The following is a 16,590-nucleotide window of genomic DNA, read 5'->3' as shown; positions in this document are numbered from 1 at the left end:
AGAACTTGAAACAGCGCCGTCCGGTCCCCCGGGCGGCGCTGATTTGTTCAGAGCGTCTGAGTGGTGTCAGATCGTCACTTTGCCCCACCTGCACAGCGATTGCCCTTGCAATCGCATCCGGAGGACCGGGCAATGAAACGCGGGCCCGCCTTAATGCGTGCTGACCGGGGCCAGATCGTGCTGGCGCGCCAGCGAAAACGCAAGGCTGCGGTCGCGCACCAGCGCCACCCGCTCGCCATCGGGGCGGTTCACTGAATACACCGTCTCGACATCACCGATCTGCGCGCGCAGCTCGTCAGGCAGGTCTGCCACTGTGACCGGACGTACATAAACGATCTGGCTTTCGACCCCGGCAACGGGTTTGAAGGGACTGTTCATCAGAAAAACTCCTTATCCACGCCCGATACGGATGGTCTGCACCACCGCATCCGGCACCGATCGTTTCAGATCAATATGCAGCAGTCCATGGTCCATGCTGGCCCCGGCCACTTCGACTCCATCTGCCAGCACAAAGCTGCGCTGAAACGCGCGCGCGGCAATGCCCCGGTGCAGGAACACACGGTCTTGTGTCTCATCGGGCTGGCGTCCGCGCACCACCAGCTGCCGGTCCTCGACCGTGATTGCCAGATCTTCCTCGCGGAACCCGGCCACCGCCAGCGTGATGCGATAGGCATTGTCCGCCGTCGCTTCGATGTTGAACGGCGGATACCCCTCGCCCGAAGATTTCGCGGTCCGCTCGACCAGACGTTCCAGCTGTTCAAACCCCAGCAAAAACGGGTGCGCCCCAAAACTCAGTTTCGTCATCTGTCTTATGCCCTTTTGCAAAAGCGACATTTCCACGCGCAGGCCCCGCGACAGGCACCCGCACCTGTTGAAATATGGGGCGGGCAGGCACCGCCTGCAAGGGCAGCCTGTGGCACCGGCCCGCCTTGCCCCCGGGTCCAAACCACCAATTGTGCAATTGATGCCCGGTTCCACGCCATAAACTTTGCCGAACGGTCAAAGAATCACTATATTCTGTGACAGGACCAAAAGCCGACTCAACCCAAGCGCCACACCCAGCAGAACACCAGCCAGTAAGCGAACCCCATGAACGCGCCCAGCGAACTCAACTTCGAAGACATGCTCCGCATCCGGCTGGAGGTGCTGCGCCGTGAGCATCGCGATCTGGATGCCGCGATTCACGCGCTGGAAGAGACGGGCCGCCCCGATCAGCTGACCCTGCGCCGGTTGAAAAAGCAAAAGCTGTCGTTCAAGGATCAGATCGTCAAGATTGAAGATCAGCTGATCCCCGACATCATCGCCTGATCCGCCACAGGCCTGCCGCCAGCACCGTCAAACCCTTGCCCTGACGCCCATCCTGTCGTAATCGCGCCCAGAGCACTTGGCACCAAGGCACTGGGGGAACGCGCATGGCCGTTGACGTGGGACTCATCATGGGATCGCAAAGCGACTGGCCCACGATGAAAGAGGCCGCCCTGATCCTGGACGAGTTGGGCATCCCCTATGAGGCCAAGATCGTCAGCGCGCACCGCACGCCGGACCGGCTCTGGTCCTACGGGCGCGAGGCGGCAGGCCGCGGGCTCAAGGTGATTATTGCCGGGGCGGGCGGGGCGGCGCATTTGCCCGGCATGATGGCCAGCAAGACGCGGGTGCCGGTGATCGGCGTGCCGGTGCAGACCCGCGCGCTGTCGGGGGTCGACAGCCTCTATTCCATCCTGCAGATGCCAAAGGGCTATCCGGTTGCCACCATGGCCATCGGCGCGGCCGGCGCGGCCAATGCCGGGCTGATGGCGGCGGGGATCCTCGCGCTGATGGACCCTGCCCTTGCCGAACGGCTCGACGCCTGGCGCGCCGCGCTGTCGGCCAGCATCCCCGAGGAGCCTAAAGATGACTGACGCGCATCACCCCCCGCTGGCACCGGGTTCCACCATCGGCATTCTTGGCGGCGGCCAACTGGGCCGCATGCTGTCGGTTGCCGCCAGCCGCCTTGGCTTTCAGTGCCACATCTATGAGCCGGGGGCCGCGCCCCCCGCAGGCCATGTCGCCGCCCGGGTGACCACCGCCCCTTATGACGACCTCGATGCGCTGCGGGCCTTTGCCCAAAGCGTCGATGTCATCACCTATGAATTCGAAAACGTCCCCGCCGCATCGCTTGATACGCTGGAGGCGATCCGCCCCATCCGCCCCAACCGCCGGGCGCTGGCGGTGTCGCAGGAGCGTATCGCGGAAAAGGACTTCCTGACCGGCCTTGGCCTCAGCACCGCGCCCTATGCGCGGGTGACGGATCTGGCGACGCTCCAGGAAGCCCTGGGGCAGATCGGCACCCCGGCGATCCTGAAAACCACCCGGCTGGGCTATGATGGCAAGGGTCAGGCCCGGATCATGACGCCAGCAGACGCCCCCGCCGCATGGGAGGCGATGAACGGCGCCGAGGCGGTGCTGGAAGGCTTCATCGACTTCAGCCATGAGGTCAGCGTGATCGCCGCGCGCGGCCTTGACGGCTCGGTCGCCTGCTATGACCCGGGCGAGAATGTGCACCGCGCCGGCATCCTGCACACCACCACCCTGCCCGCCCGCCTGTCGCCCAGCCAGCGCACCGACGCGGTGCTGATCGCCGCCCGCATCCTGAACGCGCTCGATTATGTCGGTGTGCTGGGGGTGGAGCTGTTCGTGACTCCACCGGGTCAGGCCGGCGGCCTGATCGTCAACGAAATCGCGCCGCGCGTCCACAACTCGGGCCACTGGACCCAGGCCGGTTGCACCGTGGACCAGTTTGAACAACACATCCGCGCCATCGCGGGCTGGCCGCTGGGCGACGGCACCCGCTATGCCGATGTGGTGATGGAAAACCTGATCGGCGACGACGTGGACCGCATCCCCGCCCTCGCCCGCGAACGCGGCACCCAGATCCACCTCTACGGCAAGGCCGAAATCAAACCCGGCCGCAAGATGGGCCACATCAACCGCGTGCTGCGCGGCCTGACCTGAGCAAAGGGGCCGTCCGCGGGGGCATCGAGCCCCCGCAGACGGCATTGCCATGGCGTCTTTCGGACATCGCGGGGGTTCGGACATGGCAGGAGCCTCCGGCGGGAGTATTTTTTACCAAGATGAAAGCGCAAGCGGGTTCATCTTGGTAAAAATACTCCGGGGGTTTGGGGGCAGAGCCCCCATGGCTACGTCCCCACGCCCACCGAGGGCAAGAGTTGCACACCGTTGATCTGCCAGCCATCCGCCGTCTCGACCATCTGGTAATCGAGCAGATGGGTGCGGCCCTCAAGGTCAGTGATCATCACCCGTTGCCACAGGTTGCCCGCCACCTCGCGCAACTCCAGCATTTTTACACTGCCCGGGCGGTGGACCATCGGATAGCCTTGGCGGACCATGCTGCCGAAATTGTCGGCGGTGCCGAAAAGGCCCTTTATGGTCGGGCTGGCAAAGCTGAAGGCGGTGATGAAATCATCCTGCCCCAGAGCGGTCAGCTGATTGCGGATGGTGGTCTGGATCGGGTCTTCCTGCGCGGCGACGGGCAGGGCAAACAAGGCAGAGGTCAGCAAGGCGGTGGTCAGCAAGGCGGTGGTCAGCAAGGCGGCAGGCAAACGCATGGCCGTAGTCCTTTCGCAAAAGCGTCCCTGCGAAAAGGATAGACCGGGCGCGGGCCCGGTCAATGCCTCGTCTCACTGTCAGACCAGCCCTCAGGCTTTGACGAAATCGCCCGCCAGCCCCTTGTCGATCAGCGCGATGCTTTCCGGCACCCCGTAAAGCGCCACGAATCCGCCAAAGCGCGGGCCGTCGGAGGCACCGAGCAGCACTTCGTACAGCGCCTTGAACCAGTCGCGCAGCGGCTCGAACCCGTGCTCCTTGCCGACGGCAAAGACCATGGTTTGCAGCGCATCGGCATCATTGCCGCCGTCCCATGCCGCCAGCCGGGCGCGCAGGTCTTCCATCGCCGCCCGTTCCTGATCGGTCGGCAGGCGGAACACGCGCGAAGGCGCGATCTTGTCGGCAAAGTAGCGCACGGCAAATCCGGCAGCGGCATCCAGATCGGGATGCGTTTCGGGCGAGGCATCCGGCGCATAGGCGCGGATATAGCCCCAGAGACCCTTGGCATCCTTGGCCCCGGCCACGCTTGCCAGATTGAGCAGCATCGAGAACGGCACCACCATCTTCGACTCCGGCGGCTGGCCGCCATGGATGTGCCAGACCGGGTTGTTGACCTGGGCCTCGACCTCTTGCTCCGGATAGGCGCGCAACTGCTGATGATATTCATCCACCGCCCGCGGGATCACGTCGAAGTGCATCCGCTTGGCGGTCTTTGGCTTTTGGTACATGAAATACGACAGCGACTCGGTCGCGGCATAGGTCAGCCATTCGTCGATGGTCAGGCCATTGCCCTTTGATTTCGAGATCTTCTGGCCGGACTCGTCCAGAAACAGCTCATAGCTCATGTGGTTGGGCTTGCGGCCGCCCAGAACCTCACAGATGCCGTCATAGATAGGGGTGTTGGTCGAATGGTCCTTGCCATACATCTCGAAATCGACGCCCAGCGCCGCCCAGCGCGCGCCGAAATCGGGCTTCCACTGCAGCTTTACGTTGCCGCCGGTCACCGGCAGCGTCCATTCGCGCCCGGTCTCATCATCAAAGGTGATCTCGCCGCGCACCGCATCGACGTTCTTCATCGGCACATAGAGCACGCGGCCCGTTTCCGGGTGGATCGGCAGAAACGCCGAATAGGTCTGCTGCCGCTCTTCGCGCAAGCTTTTGAGCATGATTGCCATGATCGCATCATAGCGTTCCGCGCACAGGCGCAGGGTGTCGTCAAACCGGCCCGATTTGTAGAACTCGGTGGCCGAGATGAACTCATACTCGAAGCCGAAGGTGTCCAGAAAGCGCCGCAGCATGGCGTTGTTATGCGCGCCAAAGCTGTCGAATTCGCCATACGGGTCCGGCACCGATGTCAGCGGTTTTTGCATATGCTGACGCAGCATGTCCTGCTGCGGAACGTTTTCCGGCACTTTGCGCATGCCGTCCACATCATCCGAGAAGCAGATCAGCCGCGTCGGAATGTCGCTGATCACCTCGAACGCGCGGCGGATCATCGTTGTCCGAGCCACCTCGCCAAACGTGCCGATATGCGGCAGGCCCGATGGGCCATAGCCGGTCTCGAACAGCACATATCCCTTTTCCGGGGCCTTTTTTTCATAGCGTTTCAGAATGGCGCGGGCCTCTTCAAAGGGCCAGGCCTTCGATTTCATCGCCGCATCACGCAAAGCAGACATTGCTTTCATCCTTGAACCGCCCCCGCACCCCATGCGCGGGAAAGCCCCTTCCTCTATTGCCGGAACCCCGGCGCGTCAATATTGTGCGCCCAAAACCAAAAAGGAATGCGCCATGCCCGATACGCCCCCGTCCCTGTCTGCACCCGATGCGCTGGTGGCCGTCATGGTGGCCGTTTCGGCCGCGGATGAACAGATGCGCACGTCGGAACTGGTGGCGATCCAGCGCATGGTCAACCATATGCCGGTGTTCTCCGGCTATGACAGCGACCGCATCCGCACCGTCAGCCAGACCGTGTTCGACCTGTTCGAGGTTGAAGACGGGCTGGACGCCCTGTTCGGACTGATCCGCGATGCCCTGCCGGAACGGTTGCGCGAAACCGCCTATGCGCTGGCCTGCGATGTGGTCGCCGCCGATGGCAAGCTGCCGGATATGGAACTGCGGATGCTGGAAGAGGTGCGCGAAGAGCTGGCGATTGACCGGCTGCACGCCGCCGCCATCGAATGGGGCGCCCGGGTGCGGCATCTGAAGCCCTGAATGCCGACGCGCAACCCGATGCGATTTGCGAAGCGTATCCACTTGGGTAGGGCGGGGTTCACCCCGCCTTGCCTGCCACATAAGGCGGGGTGAACCCCGCCCTACCCCTGCTGAACGCAGCCAACACGCTTCTCAGACGTAGGATTGCGACCAGCGCGCCAGCAACTGCCATTGCAGGTGGCGCGCGCGCCCCAGCCAGGCCGCACCGCCGGGCGGGCTTTCGCGCTCCGCCTCGGGCAGCGCGTCACGGCGCGCGGTGTCGCCAAGGAAGATGGCAAAGATCAGCTCGCGCCCCTGTGGCGGCCTGATATGGCCCGCCAGCGCCGATACAAAGTTCAGCGTGCCGCTTTTGGCGGTGACGCGGGTGGGGTGGTTGGCAATCTCTTTGCCCTTTGCATCGCGCAGCCCCATGTCGCGCAACAGCGGTTGCAGGCCCGAGGCACGGGCCTGGTGGATGATCTGCGCCATATCCTGCGCTGTCACGCGCGACGCAGACCCCAGCCCCGAATGATCGACAAAGCGGCAGCCCACGCCATAGGTTGCCCGCGCCCAATCCGACATCGCTGCACCCGAGCCTGCCAGATCAGCCGCACCTGACGCGCGCAGGCCCACCGCCTCGGCGGTGATATTGGTGGAAAACCGCAGCATGTCGCGCAGGATCTCGGTCAGCGCCTCACTGTCGACCGCCGCCAGCTCCTGCCCCGATGGCTCGGCCTGCAAGGGTTGCGGCGCGGACAGGGTGATGCCCTGCGCCTTTGCCAGCGTCTGGAACACCTCGCCGACATACACCGCCGGGTGGCGCACCGGCAGCCAGCGGCTGCCACCCTTGCCCAGCGCGCCTGCCGCAACCGTCCAGTCATCCGCCGCGTCAGCGGTCTGATAGGTAAACACCGGCGTCTCGCGCGCCACCACCTGCATCCGCGCCATGCGCACGGCAGGCACGAACCTTGTGCCGCGCGCATCCATCGCGGTAGACCAGCCGTCATTCGCGCGCTTCCATTCAAAATGCACGCGGTTGAAATTCAGGTTCAGCCCACTGATCGACGGGTTATAGCCGACCTGCACCGGCTGCTCGTCGCTGATCCGCAGCACCGGCGGCAAGGCGCGGTCCCAGGTCAGAAAGCGCCCGGTCGCCGATCTGACCCCACGCGCCGCAAGGCCTGCCGCCAGATCGCCCAGCTGATCGGTCTGCAAGGTCGGATCGCCCGACCCCACCAGCAGAATATCGCCCTGCACCACGCCAGCCACCACCGGCCCGGTTGCCAGAACCCGGGTGCGAAAGCGGAAATCGGGGCCGAGCCGCGTCAGCGCATACAGCGCCGTCACCGCCTTGGCCACGCTTGCGGGCGGCATCGCCACCTGCGCCTCGCGCTGCTCCAGCACCGTGCCCGTGGCGGCATCCATCACCACATAGCTGGCAACCGCCGCCGCCCCCAGCTTTGCCTCTGCGATCAACGCCTCAGCCGATGTGGCAGCCAGCGCGGGGGTCTGCCCGCCGCGCGGCACCGGGCGGGGCGACCGGGCAGGCGCTTCGGCAAAGCCCGGCGATGCGCTAAACGCCGCGCCCGCCAGCAACCCGCCCAAAATCTGCCGCCGGGAAATACCCTTGGAAATCATCGTCCGCCCCATTCCTGTCGCCGCATCCTAGGCGATCTGCCCATGGGCAAGCAACCGCGCGGCCATCACGTTCCCGCGCCAGAGCGCCAGTCGCCCCGCGCGCGAATGGCCGTGCTGCTGGCCCCGTTCATCGGCAGGTTGATGAACGCCCAGACCGGCGGCCGCCGTGATCCGCCCAGCCACTCCCCCCGGTCCAGCTGCTTGCCGCGAAACGCCTGCGCCGCACGGCTCAACCGCGCCTTGACGCCCAAGCCCGGCCGCGCCAGCACCGCCACCGGCACGGCGCGCAGGATATCGCGCCAGCGGTCCCAGCGATGAAACTGCACCAGATTGTCCGCCCCCATCAGCCAGACAAACCGCACCCCCGGATACAGCGCCTGCAACCGCACCACCGTTTCATAGGTAAACCGCGTGCCCAGCCGCGCCTCCAGATCGGTCACCGTCACCTTCGGGTGCCGCATCACCGCCCGCCCCCGCGCGATCCGGTCGGCCATCGGCGCCGGTTGCCGCGCCTTCAGCGGGTTGCCGGGCGACACCAGCCACCAGACCTGATCCAGCCCCAGCCGTTTGATCGCCTCGCGCGTGATATGGGCATGCCCCTCATGCGCCGGGTCAAACGACCCGCCCAGCAACCCCACAACCTGCCCTTTTCCCGCAACCGGAAAGCCGATCCGCATCCGATGTTCCCCTTGGCCCCCATTTGGCGGGCCAAAGTGCCCCTGCCGCGTTGCCCTTGTCCAGCAATATCGCTACATCAGGGGCAACCCAAGCACACGCGCGCATCAGTCGCCCCGCGACACCGGAGAGTACACATGGCCAGCTATCAATACGTTTACCACATGGAAGGCGTCTCAAAGACCTATCCCGGTGGCAAGAAATGCTTTGAAAACATCCACCTGAACTTCCTGCCCGGCGTCAAGATCGGCGTCGTCGGCGTCAACGGCGCGGGTAAATCCACCCTGCTGAAGATCATGGCCGGCATGGACACCGATTTCAAAGGCGAAGCCTGGGCCGCCAAAGGCGCCAAAGTCGGCTACCTCGCGCAGGAACCCTACCTCGACCCAAGCCTGAACGTGAAAGAAAACGTCATGCTCGGCGTGGCCAAGCAGACCGCCATTCTGGAACGCTACAACGAACTCGCCATGAACTACTCGGACGAGACGGCGGATGAGATGGCCGCCCTGCAAGACCAGATCGACGCCGGCAACCTGTGGGAGCTGGAAGCCACCGTCGGCGTGGCAATGGACGCCCTGCGCTGCCCGCCGGATGAGGCCAATGTCGATGACCTGTCGGGCGGCGAACGCCGCCGCGTGGCTTTGTGCAAACTGCTGCTCGAAGCGCCCGACATGCTGCTGCTGGACGAGCCGACCAACCACCTTGACGCCGAATCCATCGCCTGGCTGCAAAAGCACCTGATCGCCTACAAGGGCACGATCCTGATCGTCACCCACGACCGCTATTTCCTCGACGACATCACCAGCTGGATTCTCGAACTCGATCGCGGCCGCGGCATCCCGTACGAGGGCAACTATTCCGCCTGGCTGGACCAAAAGGCCAAGCGCATGCAGCAGGAAGCGCGCGAGGACAAATCCAAGCAAAAAGCGCTGGAAAAAGAACTGGAATGGATCCGCTCCGGTGCCAAGGCGCGTCAGGCCAAGGGCAAGGCCCGGATCGCGCGCTACAACGAGATGGCGGGTCAGACCGTGCTGGAACGCTCGTCCAACGCGCATATCATCATCCCCAACGGCGAGCGCCTCGGCAACAAGGTGATCGAGGTTGTCGGGCTGAAAAAGGCCATGGGCGACAAGCTGTTGATCGAGGATCTGACCTTCACCATCCCGCCGGGGGCCATCGTCGGCGTTATCGGCCCCAATGGTGCCGGCAAATCCACCCTGTTCCGCATGCTCACCGGGCAGGAACAGCCCGATGAGGGCACGGTCACGCTGGGTGACACCGTGAAGCTGTCCTACGTCGACCAGTCCCGCGACGCGCTGGACCCGAACAAAAACGTGTGGGAGGAAATCTCGGGCGGCTCGGAAATCATCCAGCTCGGCGACATGCAGATGAACAGCCGCGTCTACACCGGGGCGTTCAACTTCAAAGGCACCGACCAGCAGAAGAAAGTCGGCCTGCTGTCGGGCGGCGAGCGTAACCGCGTCCACATGGCCAAACTCCTGCGCTCGGGCGGCAACGTGCTGCTCCTTGACGAACCGACCAACGATCTGGACGTGGAAACCCTGCAAGCACTGGAATCCGCCATCGAAGACTTCGCCGGCTGCGCCGTGATCATCAGCCACGACCGCTTCTTCCTCGACCGCCTCTGCACCCATATTCTGGCGTTTGAAGGCGACGCCCATGTCGAATGGTTCGAGGGCAATTTCCAGGCCTATGAGGAAGACAAGATCCGTAGGTTGGGGCCGGATGCGCTGGAGCCGAAGCGGGTGAAGTACAAGCGGTTCAGCCGATAAACGTGTAAGGCGGGGTTCACCCCGCCTTTTTCGACCACCCGGGGCGGCGGGGTGAACCCCGCCCTACGCTATAAACCAACCGGATATCCCGTCGGAACGATACATACGACTAACCGACGGGCTGCTGTACCAATCCGCACTTCAACGACTTTCCGTAGGGCGGGGTTCACCCCGCCTTTCTTTCAACCAACCGTGGCGGGGTGAACCCCGCCCTACTCCCCAAATTCACCTGCCTCACACGACCCACCCCATTCCGGCTCCACCAACCCCAACCGGATATCCCGGTGGATCGACGAATGCGGCCAATCGACGGGCCGCGCAACCAACCCATGCTTGACCGGGTTGCCCCAACAATACCGGACGTGGGCCTGATAATCCGCCTCATCGCGAATATGATGCTCCCAAAACCGCGGCTGCCAAACCCCGACCTCTCCCTTGCGCCGTAGGGCGGGGTTCACCCCGCCATGCCGAGGCCCCACCGGCAAAGGCGGCACAAACCCCGCCTTGCCCATCTCCATCGAGAACCGCGCCTTGATCGCCCCCCACCGCACCGCATACGCCCCGTCCCCCGCCGGCATCTGCCACACACAATGCAGATGGTCGGGCAGCACCACCCAGGCCTCAATGCCAAACGGCCGCTCCGCCCGCGTCTGCGCCACCGCACGGCGCAACAGGTCAACCTCGCGCAGCAAAAGGTCGCTGCCGCGCGTGGCAAGGCAAAGGGTAAAGAACACCCGGCAGCCGGTCGATATGGGGCGCTGAACCTGTGGCATCCCGCAACCCTGACCGATCACGGTTAATCAACCGTTACCGCCCCCTGCCCGCGCATAAACGTCATGACGTAAACCATACGCCCGCCAGACCCGGATCAGACCCAAAGCATACCCGAGAAACGACACGTTTTCAAACCACTACGGCTTTCCCGCCTGCCAATGGAACCTTCCCCTCAGTTCGGCGTTTTCCATTCAGACATATGAAAGGACGGCACCATGAAAGGCGCATTGGCTTGGCTGATCGGCATTCCGATCCCCATCATCATCATTCTCTACCTGATCGACGTGTTCTGAACAGCCCCCGCCTGACCTGACCTCAACACGCCCGGAAAGCCCCCGCCCTCCGCAGCCGTCCCTTCGGCCATCGGCCCGGCGGGGGCCACCGAAACGCGTAGCGCGCTCCCGACAACGATCTTCAAATCAGGCTGCTGCGCGGCGGCGGCTCATCGCCGCAGCCGCAGCCGCAGCCAATGCGGCCAGACCCGCGCCGATCATCGCCCAGTCAAGGACATGTGCTGTCAGATCGCCCTGATTTGCCTCCGAGATCCGGCGCGCTGTTGCCTGCGGATCATCGCCCGATGCCTGCGCCTCCATCATTGCCACAATACCGACATCGCTGCAGTTCGGCAGCAAAAGCGCCAACGCTTCGGCGTCGGTGCCGCTTTGCGCTCGCACCTGCTGTTCGCACCGCATCTGGTCTGCTGCGCTGACGCCCGCCCCGGTAAACTGGCGATAGCCACCCAGGCCCAACAGCGCCAAGCCGATGATAACCAGCAAAAGTTTCTTCATAGGGCATTCCTGTTCCGGGTTTTGTCGCCCCCTGTAGCACAGATGTCCGGCCCGGACAGTCACCCCGGATCCTGGTACGGCGCTGCCCTCTGCCGGTCGGCAGGATTGTGCCTGATGACGGGTTTCCCTGCTTGGAACCGGCCGCCTTCCGGTCCATCCTGCCCAGCATCCGAAGGAGGCCTCTGATCCGGGGCCAAGACGTATTCATGGGCGGGTTTTGATGATAAGGTTCACGCTGTCTGCCCTCGCCCTGCTCTCGTTCGGGTTCGGCCTTCCCGCTCTGGGGCAGGAGCTTTCGCCACACCAGCCGGCAGACACCCGCCATATCTGCACGGCGCAGCCCATTTACGCCGCGCCGGGCGGGGCAGAAGCGCGCGTTCTGACGGCGGGGGAAGTGGTCACGTTGCGCGACCTGACCTTCGGTCCGGGCGGCGCGGCGTGGTTCGCGTTGGAGTATGCAACCGGCAAAGGGCTGGAGCGGGCGGTCGGGTATCTGCAGATTGCTGCCGTCAGCCATTTCTGTCCTCCCTCGGCCAGCCTGACCGCTGATGGTCGCGGTCAGACCTATCGTGCCCCGCCGAACACCTGCCATCTTGTCGCGGGCCATGCCGATACGCTGCGGGTGCTGAACGCCCTTGCGGCATCCCTGCCTGCCTTTGGCCGCTCGGCTTCGGCGTATCGGCTGCAGTCGGGGGGCTATGCGCTGGTTCTGGGCCTCCTCAGCACCGGGGTCAGCGAGCGGATCCTCCGGCTTTCCGATCAGCTGCCCGAGGGCAGTTCCTGCGCCTCCGGTGCTGATTTCAGCGAGGCCTTGATCCCCCAAGGCGCCGGATTTGTCGAAGCGGGGCGCGACGGGCTTCAGGATGCGGCCGCCTTGCTGGCAGAGGCCCGTCAGGCCCGTGATCCGGCAGGGATGAAACGGGCCTGCGATCTGGGTCTCGGCGCGGCCTGCACCGCCTTTGCCAGCCTGATCTATGACGCGCCGGACGGGCCGGACCGGGGGCCGGCTGTGGTCACACGTTATGCCCTGCTGGGCTGCATGGCCGGAGATGCGGAGGGGTGCAAGCTGGCGATCAACCGGCAGGACAACACGACAGAACTTGCGCGGGATCAGGCACTTGCGGGTGGGGCGGCGGACGACCGCTTGACGACGGAACTGGCGAAACGGCTGTGCGATGCGCAGGACGGCGTCGGCTGTCTTTTGCTGGCGCGGAACACGGCGGCGGATCGCAGCCCGACGCTGGCTGAGGCTGCGTCGAAGTTCGCGGCCAATCTGACTGCCTGCCAGCAAGGGATCGGCTGGATCTGCGAGGCGTTGGAAGAGGGGTTCGGCGCGGTGACAGCGGCGCGCGGCACGGGCCCGACCATGGATGAACGTTTTGCACTTGCGGGCATCGAGGCGGGGCTCTGCACCCAAGGGCCGCGCGACCCAAATCAGCGCAGCTGCAAGTCCGCCTATTATCTCTACCGTGATTTTCTGACCTATGGCGATCCTGCCGCACGCGATCCGGCGCGGGTGTCGCAGGCCCGTGCCTTCCTGACCAGCGGCTGCGCCGCAGGCGATCCGGCGGCCTGCGCCACCCTGTCAAATCTGCCGGACATCTGGCCAGCGGCCGAGCGTCAGGCCGCCACCGCACGCGCGATTGCGCTCTGCGACGCGCAGGAGAGCAAGGACAGCCTCTGCGAAAGCCTTGGCGCAGCCATCGACGCGACCCTGCCCGAGGCCCGCCCGGCCTTGCGTGCAAGATATGACGCGCTCGCGCAATCCTGCCTGTCGCCGGAGGGCGCATCGTCTCAGGATTGCCGTCAGGCCCTTTCTCTCTATGCCGCGCTGAAAGCACCGGATGGTCTGAACACGGTCGAGGCGATGCTGAAAGAGGCTTGCTCACCCGCCAGTACAAAGGGTTGCGCGTCGCTGGCCGAGATGTACGGCAAGACCGGGTATGAGGCGCAAGGCGTGACGATCCCCGGCCGCGACGACCCCGAGGCCTATCTTGCAGCCCTGCGCATGGGGTGCCGGGACGCGCGCGACATGACGGAAGCGGACAACACCTGCAGCCTGCTTGCCGATGCGGTGGCAGCCCGTGGGGATGAAGAAGGCGCGCTGCAGGTCCGCGCCATGGCCTGCGAGGCGATGATTGCCCGTGGAGCCGAGCAGGACGGCTGGGCCTGCTATGATGCCGCAAAGCTGGCGCTGGACCAACAGGTGCGCCTGCCCGAGGCCCTGCGGTGGGCCGGGTTCACCTGCAATGGCACCGATGCTTCGGTGGCCCCCTATGGGTGCAAGCTGGCAGGCCATCTGCTCTCCGACGCAAGCGCCCGGCCCGCCGATCCGGCACTTGCGCTGGCCGCCTATCAGCGCGGCTGCTTCCATCATCGCGTGGACACCACCGATGGCGAGGCCTGCCTGATTTATGGCACCATGCTGATTGATGCCGTCCGCCGGGGTGAGACGGTGACACACCCCCTCGCCTTCGCGCATCACGAGGAGGGCGAAGACCCCCTGCCCCCCCGGGTGCTGGCCGAAGCGTCGCGGGCGTTCGACATGGGCTGCATGGACACGATCGCGCAGGCTTGTGCGGCCAATGCGCAGCTGCTTGAGGACTGGAGCCGGGGCGATCTGCCCTCTGACCCGTTCACCTGCCAGGTCAGGGCCGTGAGTGGGGAGGTGACCTCGACCAAACCCTGTCGTGGCCTCATCTTTTATCAGGCCTCGGATGAGATGCAAAAGCTGCGCAGCCAGATCGCGCTGAACGTCTATGTCTGGCCGGATGGCGACCGCAGCGTCACTTACGTGCAGGACGGCATCTGGCGCCTGAACGAGATCAGGACCGATGATCCGGTGACCCAAGCGGATGATCGCTGCTGGCACAACCCGATCTCGACCCGCAGTTTCTGTGTGGCGCCGAGACGCTGACGATTGAAGGGCCCTTTGGCGTCTTGGTTCGCGGCGCTGTCAGCCGGGTTTGACTGACGGCGGGGTCGATACCCAGACCTGCGCCTGTGGCGTTCCCGGCCCATGCCCGCCCGTCAATCCAGTTCACGTGTCGCCCTTGCGCGGCGGCGAACCTGCGCATGATCACGAAACCGCGATCCCTGTAATGACTGCCCGCCGCCCGCCGAACTGTCTGGTGAAGGGCAGATGACCTTTCGGCTTTACAGGGAGATTGACATGACTGCGATGACGTCCCGCCTCGTTCTGGGGGCTTCTCTGGCCTGCGCGCTTGGCGCGATGGCCACGACGCCCGTGATGGCTCAGGAAATGGAGAAGTGCTTTGGAGTGGCGCTGGCCGGGCAGAATGACTGCGCTGCGGGTCCGGGCACGACCTGCGCCGGCACCTCAAAGGCTGACTATCAGGGCAATGCCTGGAAGCTGGTGCCGGCCGGCACCTGCCTGACGATGGAACTGCCCGCAGCCGCAGACGGCATGGCACGGTCCGGCTCGCTTGAGGCGCTGGAGCGTGACGTGCCAAAGGCCTGATCCCACCGGGGCGCGCGGATTTCCGCGCGCCACACTTCATTTGGACGGATGCGCCATGGTGCCACCTTTGCTTCCCAAACTGCCCGGTGTGGGCTTCAAACCTGAACATTTCGCCGCCATCCGCGCCGATGCGCAGGGCATCGGGTTCTTCGAGGTTCATGCCGAGAATTACATGGGCGCCGGTGGCCTGCCGCATGCGCAACTTGCGGCGCTCCGGGCGGACCATGCAGTGTCGATCCATGGGGTGGGGCTGTCGATCGGCGGGCCTGATGGGTTGAACCGCGATCATCTGGCGCGCCTGCGCCGCCTGTGCGACAGGTATCAGCCCGAGAGCTTTTCCGAACATCTGGCGTGGTCCAGTCACGGGGCGGAGTATCTGAACGACCTTCTGCCCTTGCCCTATACAGCAGAAACGCTGGGTGTGGTCTGCGGCCATGTCGATCAGGTGCAAGAGGCGCTTGGGCGACAGATGCTGCTGGAAAACCCCGCCACCTATCTGTGCTTCGCGCAATCCACGATTCCCGAAACCGAGTTCCTGACCGAGGTGGCCCAGCGCACGGGATGCGGGCTGCTGCTCGACGTGAACAATGTTTTCGTCTCCTGCACCAATCACGGCACCGACCCGCGCGCCTGGCTGGCAGGGTTCCCGCTGCATCTGGTGGGGGAAATCCATCTGGGCGGCCATGATGCCGAAGAGTTGCCGTCTGGCCCGCTGCTGATCGACAGCCATGGCACGGCTGTTGCCGATCCGGTCTGGGCGTTATTCGCCGAAGTGATCGCAAAGGTCGGGCCGATGCCAACGCTGGTCGAATGGGACAATGACCTGCCCGAGTGGCCGGTCCTTGCCGCCGAGGCGGCACGGGCCGGAGACATCCTGGCGGCGGGGAGGACCGGCCTTGAACGCGCATCCTGACTTCGTTGCCGGGTTCGATGGCGCGCTTCGCGGCGGGCCACTTCCTGCGGGACTTGTGGCCCGAGACCCTACCGAAGTTGAACGCCGCTTCGCGGTCTATCGCAACAACGGGGCCGTCAGCCTGACCCAGGCGCTGGCGACGCGATTTCCGGTGATCAAGCGGCTGGTGGGAGAAGAGTTCTTTGCCGCCCTCGCGCGGCTTTATATCGACAGGGATCGCCCGAAATCGCCCATCCTCGCCGAATGGGGTGACAGCTTTGCCGCGTTTCTGGCGCAGTTCCCGCCCTTGGCGGCTTATCCCTATCTGGGCGATGTCGCCCGGATCGAATACGCACGCGGGCGGGCGTTTCATGCAGCGGACGCGCGGCCTGTCGATCCTGCCATCCTTGTCTCTGTCGATCCTGACAGGGTTCGCCTTGTGCTGCACGCGTCGGTCACTGTTCTGGGGTTTGCCCATCCTGCCGTTTCGATCTGGGCGCGCAACCAGCCGGGGGGAAATGAGGTGCCGCTGGCATCAGGCCCAGAGACCGCCCTGATCCTGCGCGACGCTGGCTTTCAGGTGCCGGTGCATTCCGTCGGACCCGGCGATGCCGCCCTGCTGCGGTCGGTGGTGTGCGGCGACACACTCTCGGTGGCAGCCGCAACGGCGAGGGGTGCCGAGGCAGGGCATGACCCACACCCCTTGCTCGTGTCGCTGATGCGGGCGGGAGCAATCGTCGATGCGCGGGAGTGAAA

The 16,590-nt window shown here is 64.8% G+C and carries 17 protein-coding genes; 9 read left to right on the top strand and 8 right to left on the bottom strand.

Annotated elements, in window-relative coordinates; all coding sequences use genetic code 11:
- Positions 1-150 precede the first annotated feature (150 nt).
- Together J2X53_RS01635 and J2X53_RS01630 are read right to left on the bottom strand one after the other, a co-directional pair.
- Positions 151-378 (bottom strand): DUF1150 family protein, encoded by a 228-nt coding sequence (locus tag J2X53_RS01635; RefSeq protein WP_349035738.1) that lies wholly within the window; start codon positions 376-378, stop codon positions 151-153.
- Positions 379-390: 12 nt separating this feature from the next.
- On the bottom strand, positions 391-804 hold the full coding sequence (locus tag J2X53_RS01630) for an Hsp20 family protein (protein ID WP_118150587.1): 414 nt from the start codon (positions 802-804) through the stop codon (positions 391-393).
- Between the two features lie 285 nt (positions 805-1,089).
- Between J2X53_RS01630 and J2X53_RS01625 the strand changes: the two genes are divergently transcribed.
- The 3 genes from J2X53_RS01625 (at position 1,090) to J2X53_RS01615 (ending at position 2,991) form a co-directional block, all read left to right on the top strand.
- The gene (locus J2X53_RS01625) at positions 1,090-1,308 is read left to right on the top strand and encodes a DUF465 domain-containing protein (RefSeq protein WP_118150398.1); all 219 of its coding nucleotides are present in this window, start codon (positions 1,090-1,092) and stop codon (positions 1,306-1,308) included.
- 104 nt (positions 1,309-1,412) lie between these two features.
- Positions 1,413-1,898 carry a 5-(carboxyamino)imidazole ribonucleotide mutase gene (gene purE, locus J2X53_RS01620; RefSeq protein ID WP_349035737.1) on the top strand — a complete coding sequence of 162 codons (486 nt, stop codon included), beginning with the start codon at positions 1,413-1,415 and terminating at the stop codon, positions 1,896-1,898.
- The gene (locus J2X53_RS01615; RefSeq protein ID WP_349035736.1) at positions 1,891-2,991 is read left to right on the top strand and encodes a 5-(carboxyamino)imidazole ribonucleotide synthase; all 1,101 of its coding nucleotides are present in this window, start codon (positions 1,891-1,893) and stop codon (positions 2,989-2,991) included. Before purE ends, J2X53_RS01615 begins: the two co-directional genes overlap by 8 nt.
- 185 nt (positions 2,992-3,176) lie before the next feature.
- Here J2X53_RS01615 and J2X53_RS01610 read toward each other — a convergent pair whose 3' ends face one another.
- Both J2X53_RS01610 and J2X53_RS01605 read right to left on the bottom strand, forming a co-directional pair.
- Positions 3,177-3,605: a DUF4864 domain-containing protein gene (locus J2X53_RS01610; RefSeq protein ID WP_349035735.1), complete on the bottom strand. Its 429-nt coding sequence runs from the start codon at positions 3,603-3,605 to the stop codon at positions 3,177-3,179.
- 90 nt (positions 3,606-3,695) lie between these two features.
- On the bottom strand, positions 3,696-5,279 hold the full coding sequence (locus J2X53_RS01605; protein ID WP_349035734.1) for a lysine--tRNA ligase: 1,584 nt from the start codon (positions 5,277-5,279) through the stop codon (positions 3,696-3,698).
- 112 nt (positions 5,280-5,391) lie between these two features.
- On the opposite strand from J2X53_RS01605, the gene J2X53_RS01600 reads away from it, so the two are divergent.
- The gene (locus J2X53_RS01600) at positions 5,392-5,814 is read left to right on the top strand and encodes a tellurite resistance TerB family protein (protein WP_349035733.1); all 423 of its coding nucleotides are present in this window, start codon (positions 5,392-5,394) and stop codon (positions 5,812-5,814) included.
- Between the two features lie 132 nt (positions 5,815-5,946).
- Here the strand turns inward: J2X53_RS01600 and dacB are convergent, their stop codons facing one another.
- Together dacB and J2X53_RS01590 are read right to left on the bottom strand one after the other, a co-directional pair.
- Positions 5,947-7,431 (bottom strand): D-alanyl-D-alanine carboxypeptidase/D-alanyl-D-alanine-endopeptidase, encoded by a 1,485-nt coding sequence (gene dacB, locus J2X53_RS01595; protein ID WP_349035732.1) that lies wholly within the window; start codon positions 7,429-7,431, stop codon positions 5,947-5,949.
- 65 nt (positions 7,432-7,496) lie between these two features.
- Positions 7,497-8,108 carry a nicotinate-nucleotide adenylyltransferase gene (locus J2X53_RS01590; RefSeq protein ID WP_349035731.1) on the bottom strand — a complete coding sequence of 204 codons (612 nt, stop codon included), beginning with the start codon at positions 8,106-8,108 and terminating at the stop codon, positions 7,497-7,499.
- A gap of 135 nt (positions 8,109-8,243) precedes the next feature.
- On the opposite strand from J2X53_RS01590, the gene ettA reads away from it, so the two are divergent.
- Positions 8,244-9,899, top strand: a complete 1,656-nt coding sequence (ettA, locus tag J2X53_RS01585; RefSeq protein WP_349035730.1) for an energy-dependent translational throttle protein EttA — start codon at positions 8,244-8,246, stop codon at positions 9,897-9,899.
- A gap of 212 nt (positions 9,900-10,111) precedes the next feature.
- On the opposite strand, the gene J2X53_RS01580 is transcribed toward ettA, so the two are convergent.
- Together J2X53_RS01580 and J2X53_RS01575 are read right to left on the bottom strand one after the other, a co-directional pair.
- Positions 10,112-10,672 carry a transposase gene (locus tag J2X53_RS01580; RefSeq protein WP_349035729.1) on the bottom strand — a complete coding sequence of 187 codons (561 nt, stop codon included), beginning with the start codon at positions 10,670-10,672 and terminating at the stop codon, positions 10,112-10,114.
- 420 nt (positions 10,673-11,092) lie between these two features.
- Positions 11,093-11,461: a hypothetical protein gene (locus J2X53_RS01575; RefSeq protein ID WP_349035728.1), complete on the bottom strand. Its 369-nt coding sequence runs from the start codon at positions 11,459-11,461 to the stop codon at positions 11,093-11,095.
- Between the two features lie 220 nt (positions 11,462-11,681).
- Here J2X53_RS01575 and J2X53_RS01570 point away from each other — a divergent pair, with 220 nt between their 5' ends.
- From J2X53_RS01570 to J2X53_RS01555, 4 genes are all read left to right on the top strand, one after another.
- Positions 11,682-14,378 (top strand): hypothetical protein, encoded by a 2,697-nt coding sequence (locus tag J2X53_RS01570; protein ID WP_349035727.1) that lies wholly within the window; start codon positions 11,682-11,684, stop codon positions 14,376-14,378.
- 255 nt (positions 14,379-14,633) lie between these two features.
- Entirely contained in the window at positions 14,634-14,942 is a 309-nt protein-coding gene (locus tag J2X53_RS01565; protein ID WP_349035726.1) for a DUF2282 domain-containing protein, read from the top strand.
- A gap of 55 nt (positions 14,943-14,997) precedes the next feature.
- Positions 14,998-15,855 carry a DUF692 domain-containing protein gene (locus tag J2X53_RS01560; protein ID WP_349035725.1) on the top strand — a complete coding sequence of 286 codons (858 nt, stop codon included), beginning with the start codon at positions 14,998-15,000 and terminating at the stop codon, positions 15,853-15,855.
- The gene (locus J2X53_RS01555; protein WP_349035724.1) at positions 15,839-16,588 is read left to right on the top strand and encodes a DNA-binding domain-containing protein; all 750 of its coding nucleotides are present in this window, start codon (positions 15,839-15,841) and stop codon (positions 16,586-16,588) included. Before J2X53_RS01560 ends, J2X53_RS01555 begins: the two co-directional genes overlap by 17 nt.
- Positions 16,589-16,590 lie beyond the last annotated feature (2 nt).

Source organism: Pseudotabrizicola sp. 4114 (assembly GCF_031457365.1).
GTDB lineage: Bacteria > Pseudomonadota > Alphaproteobacteria > Rhodobacterales > Rhodobacteraceae > Pseudotabrizicola.
This window is presented reverse-complemented; position numbering and strand designations above follow the sequence as displayed.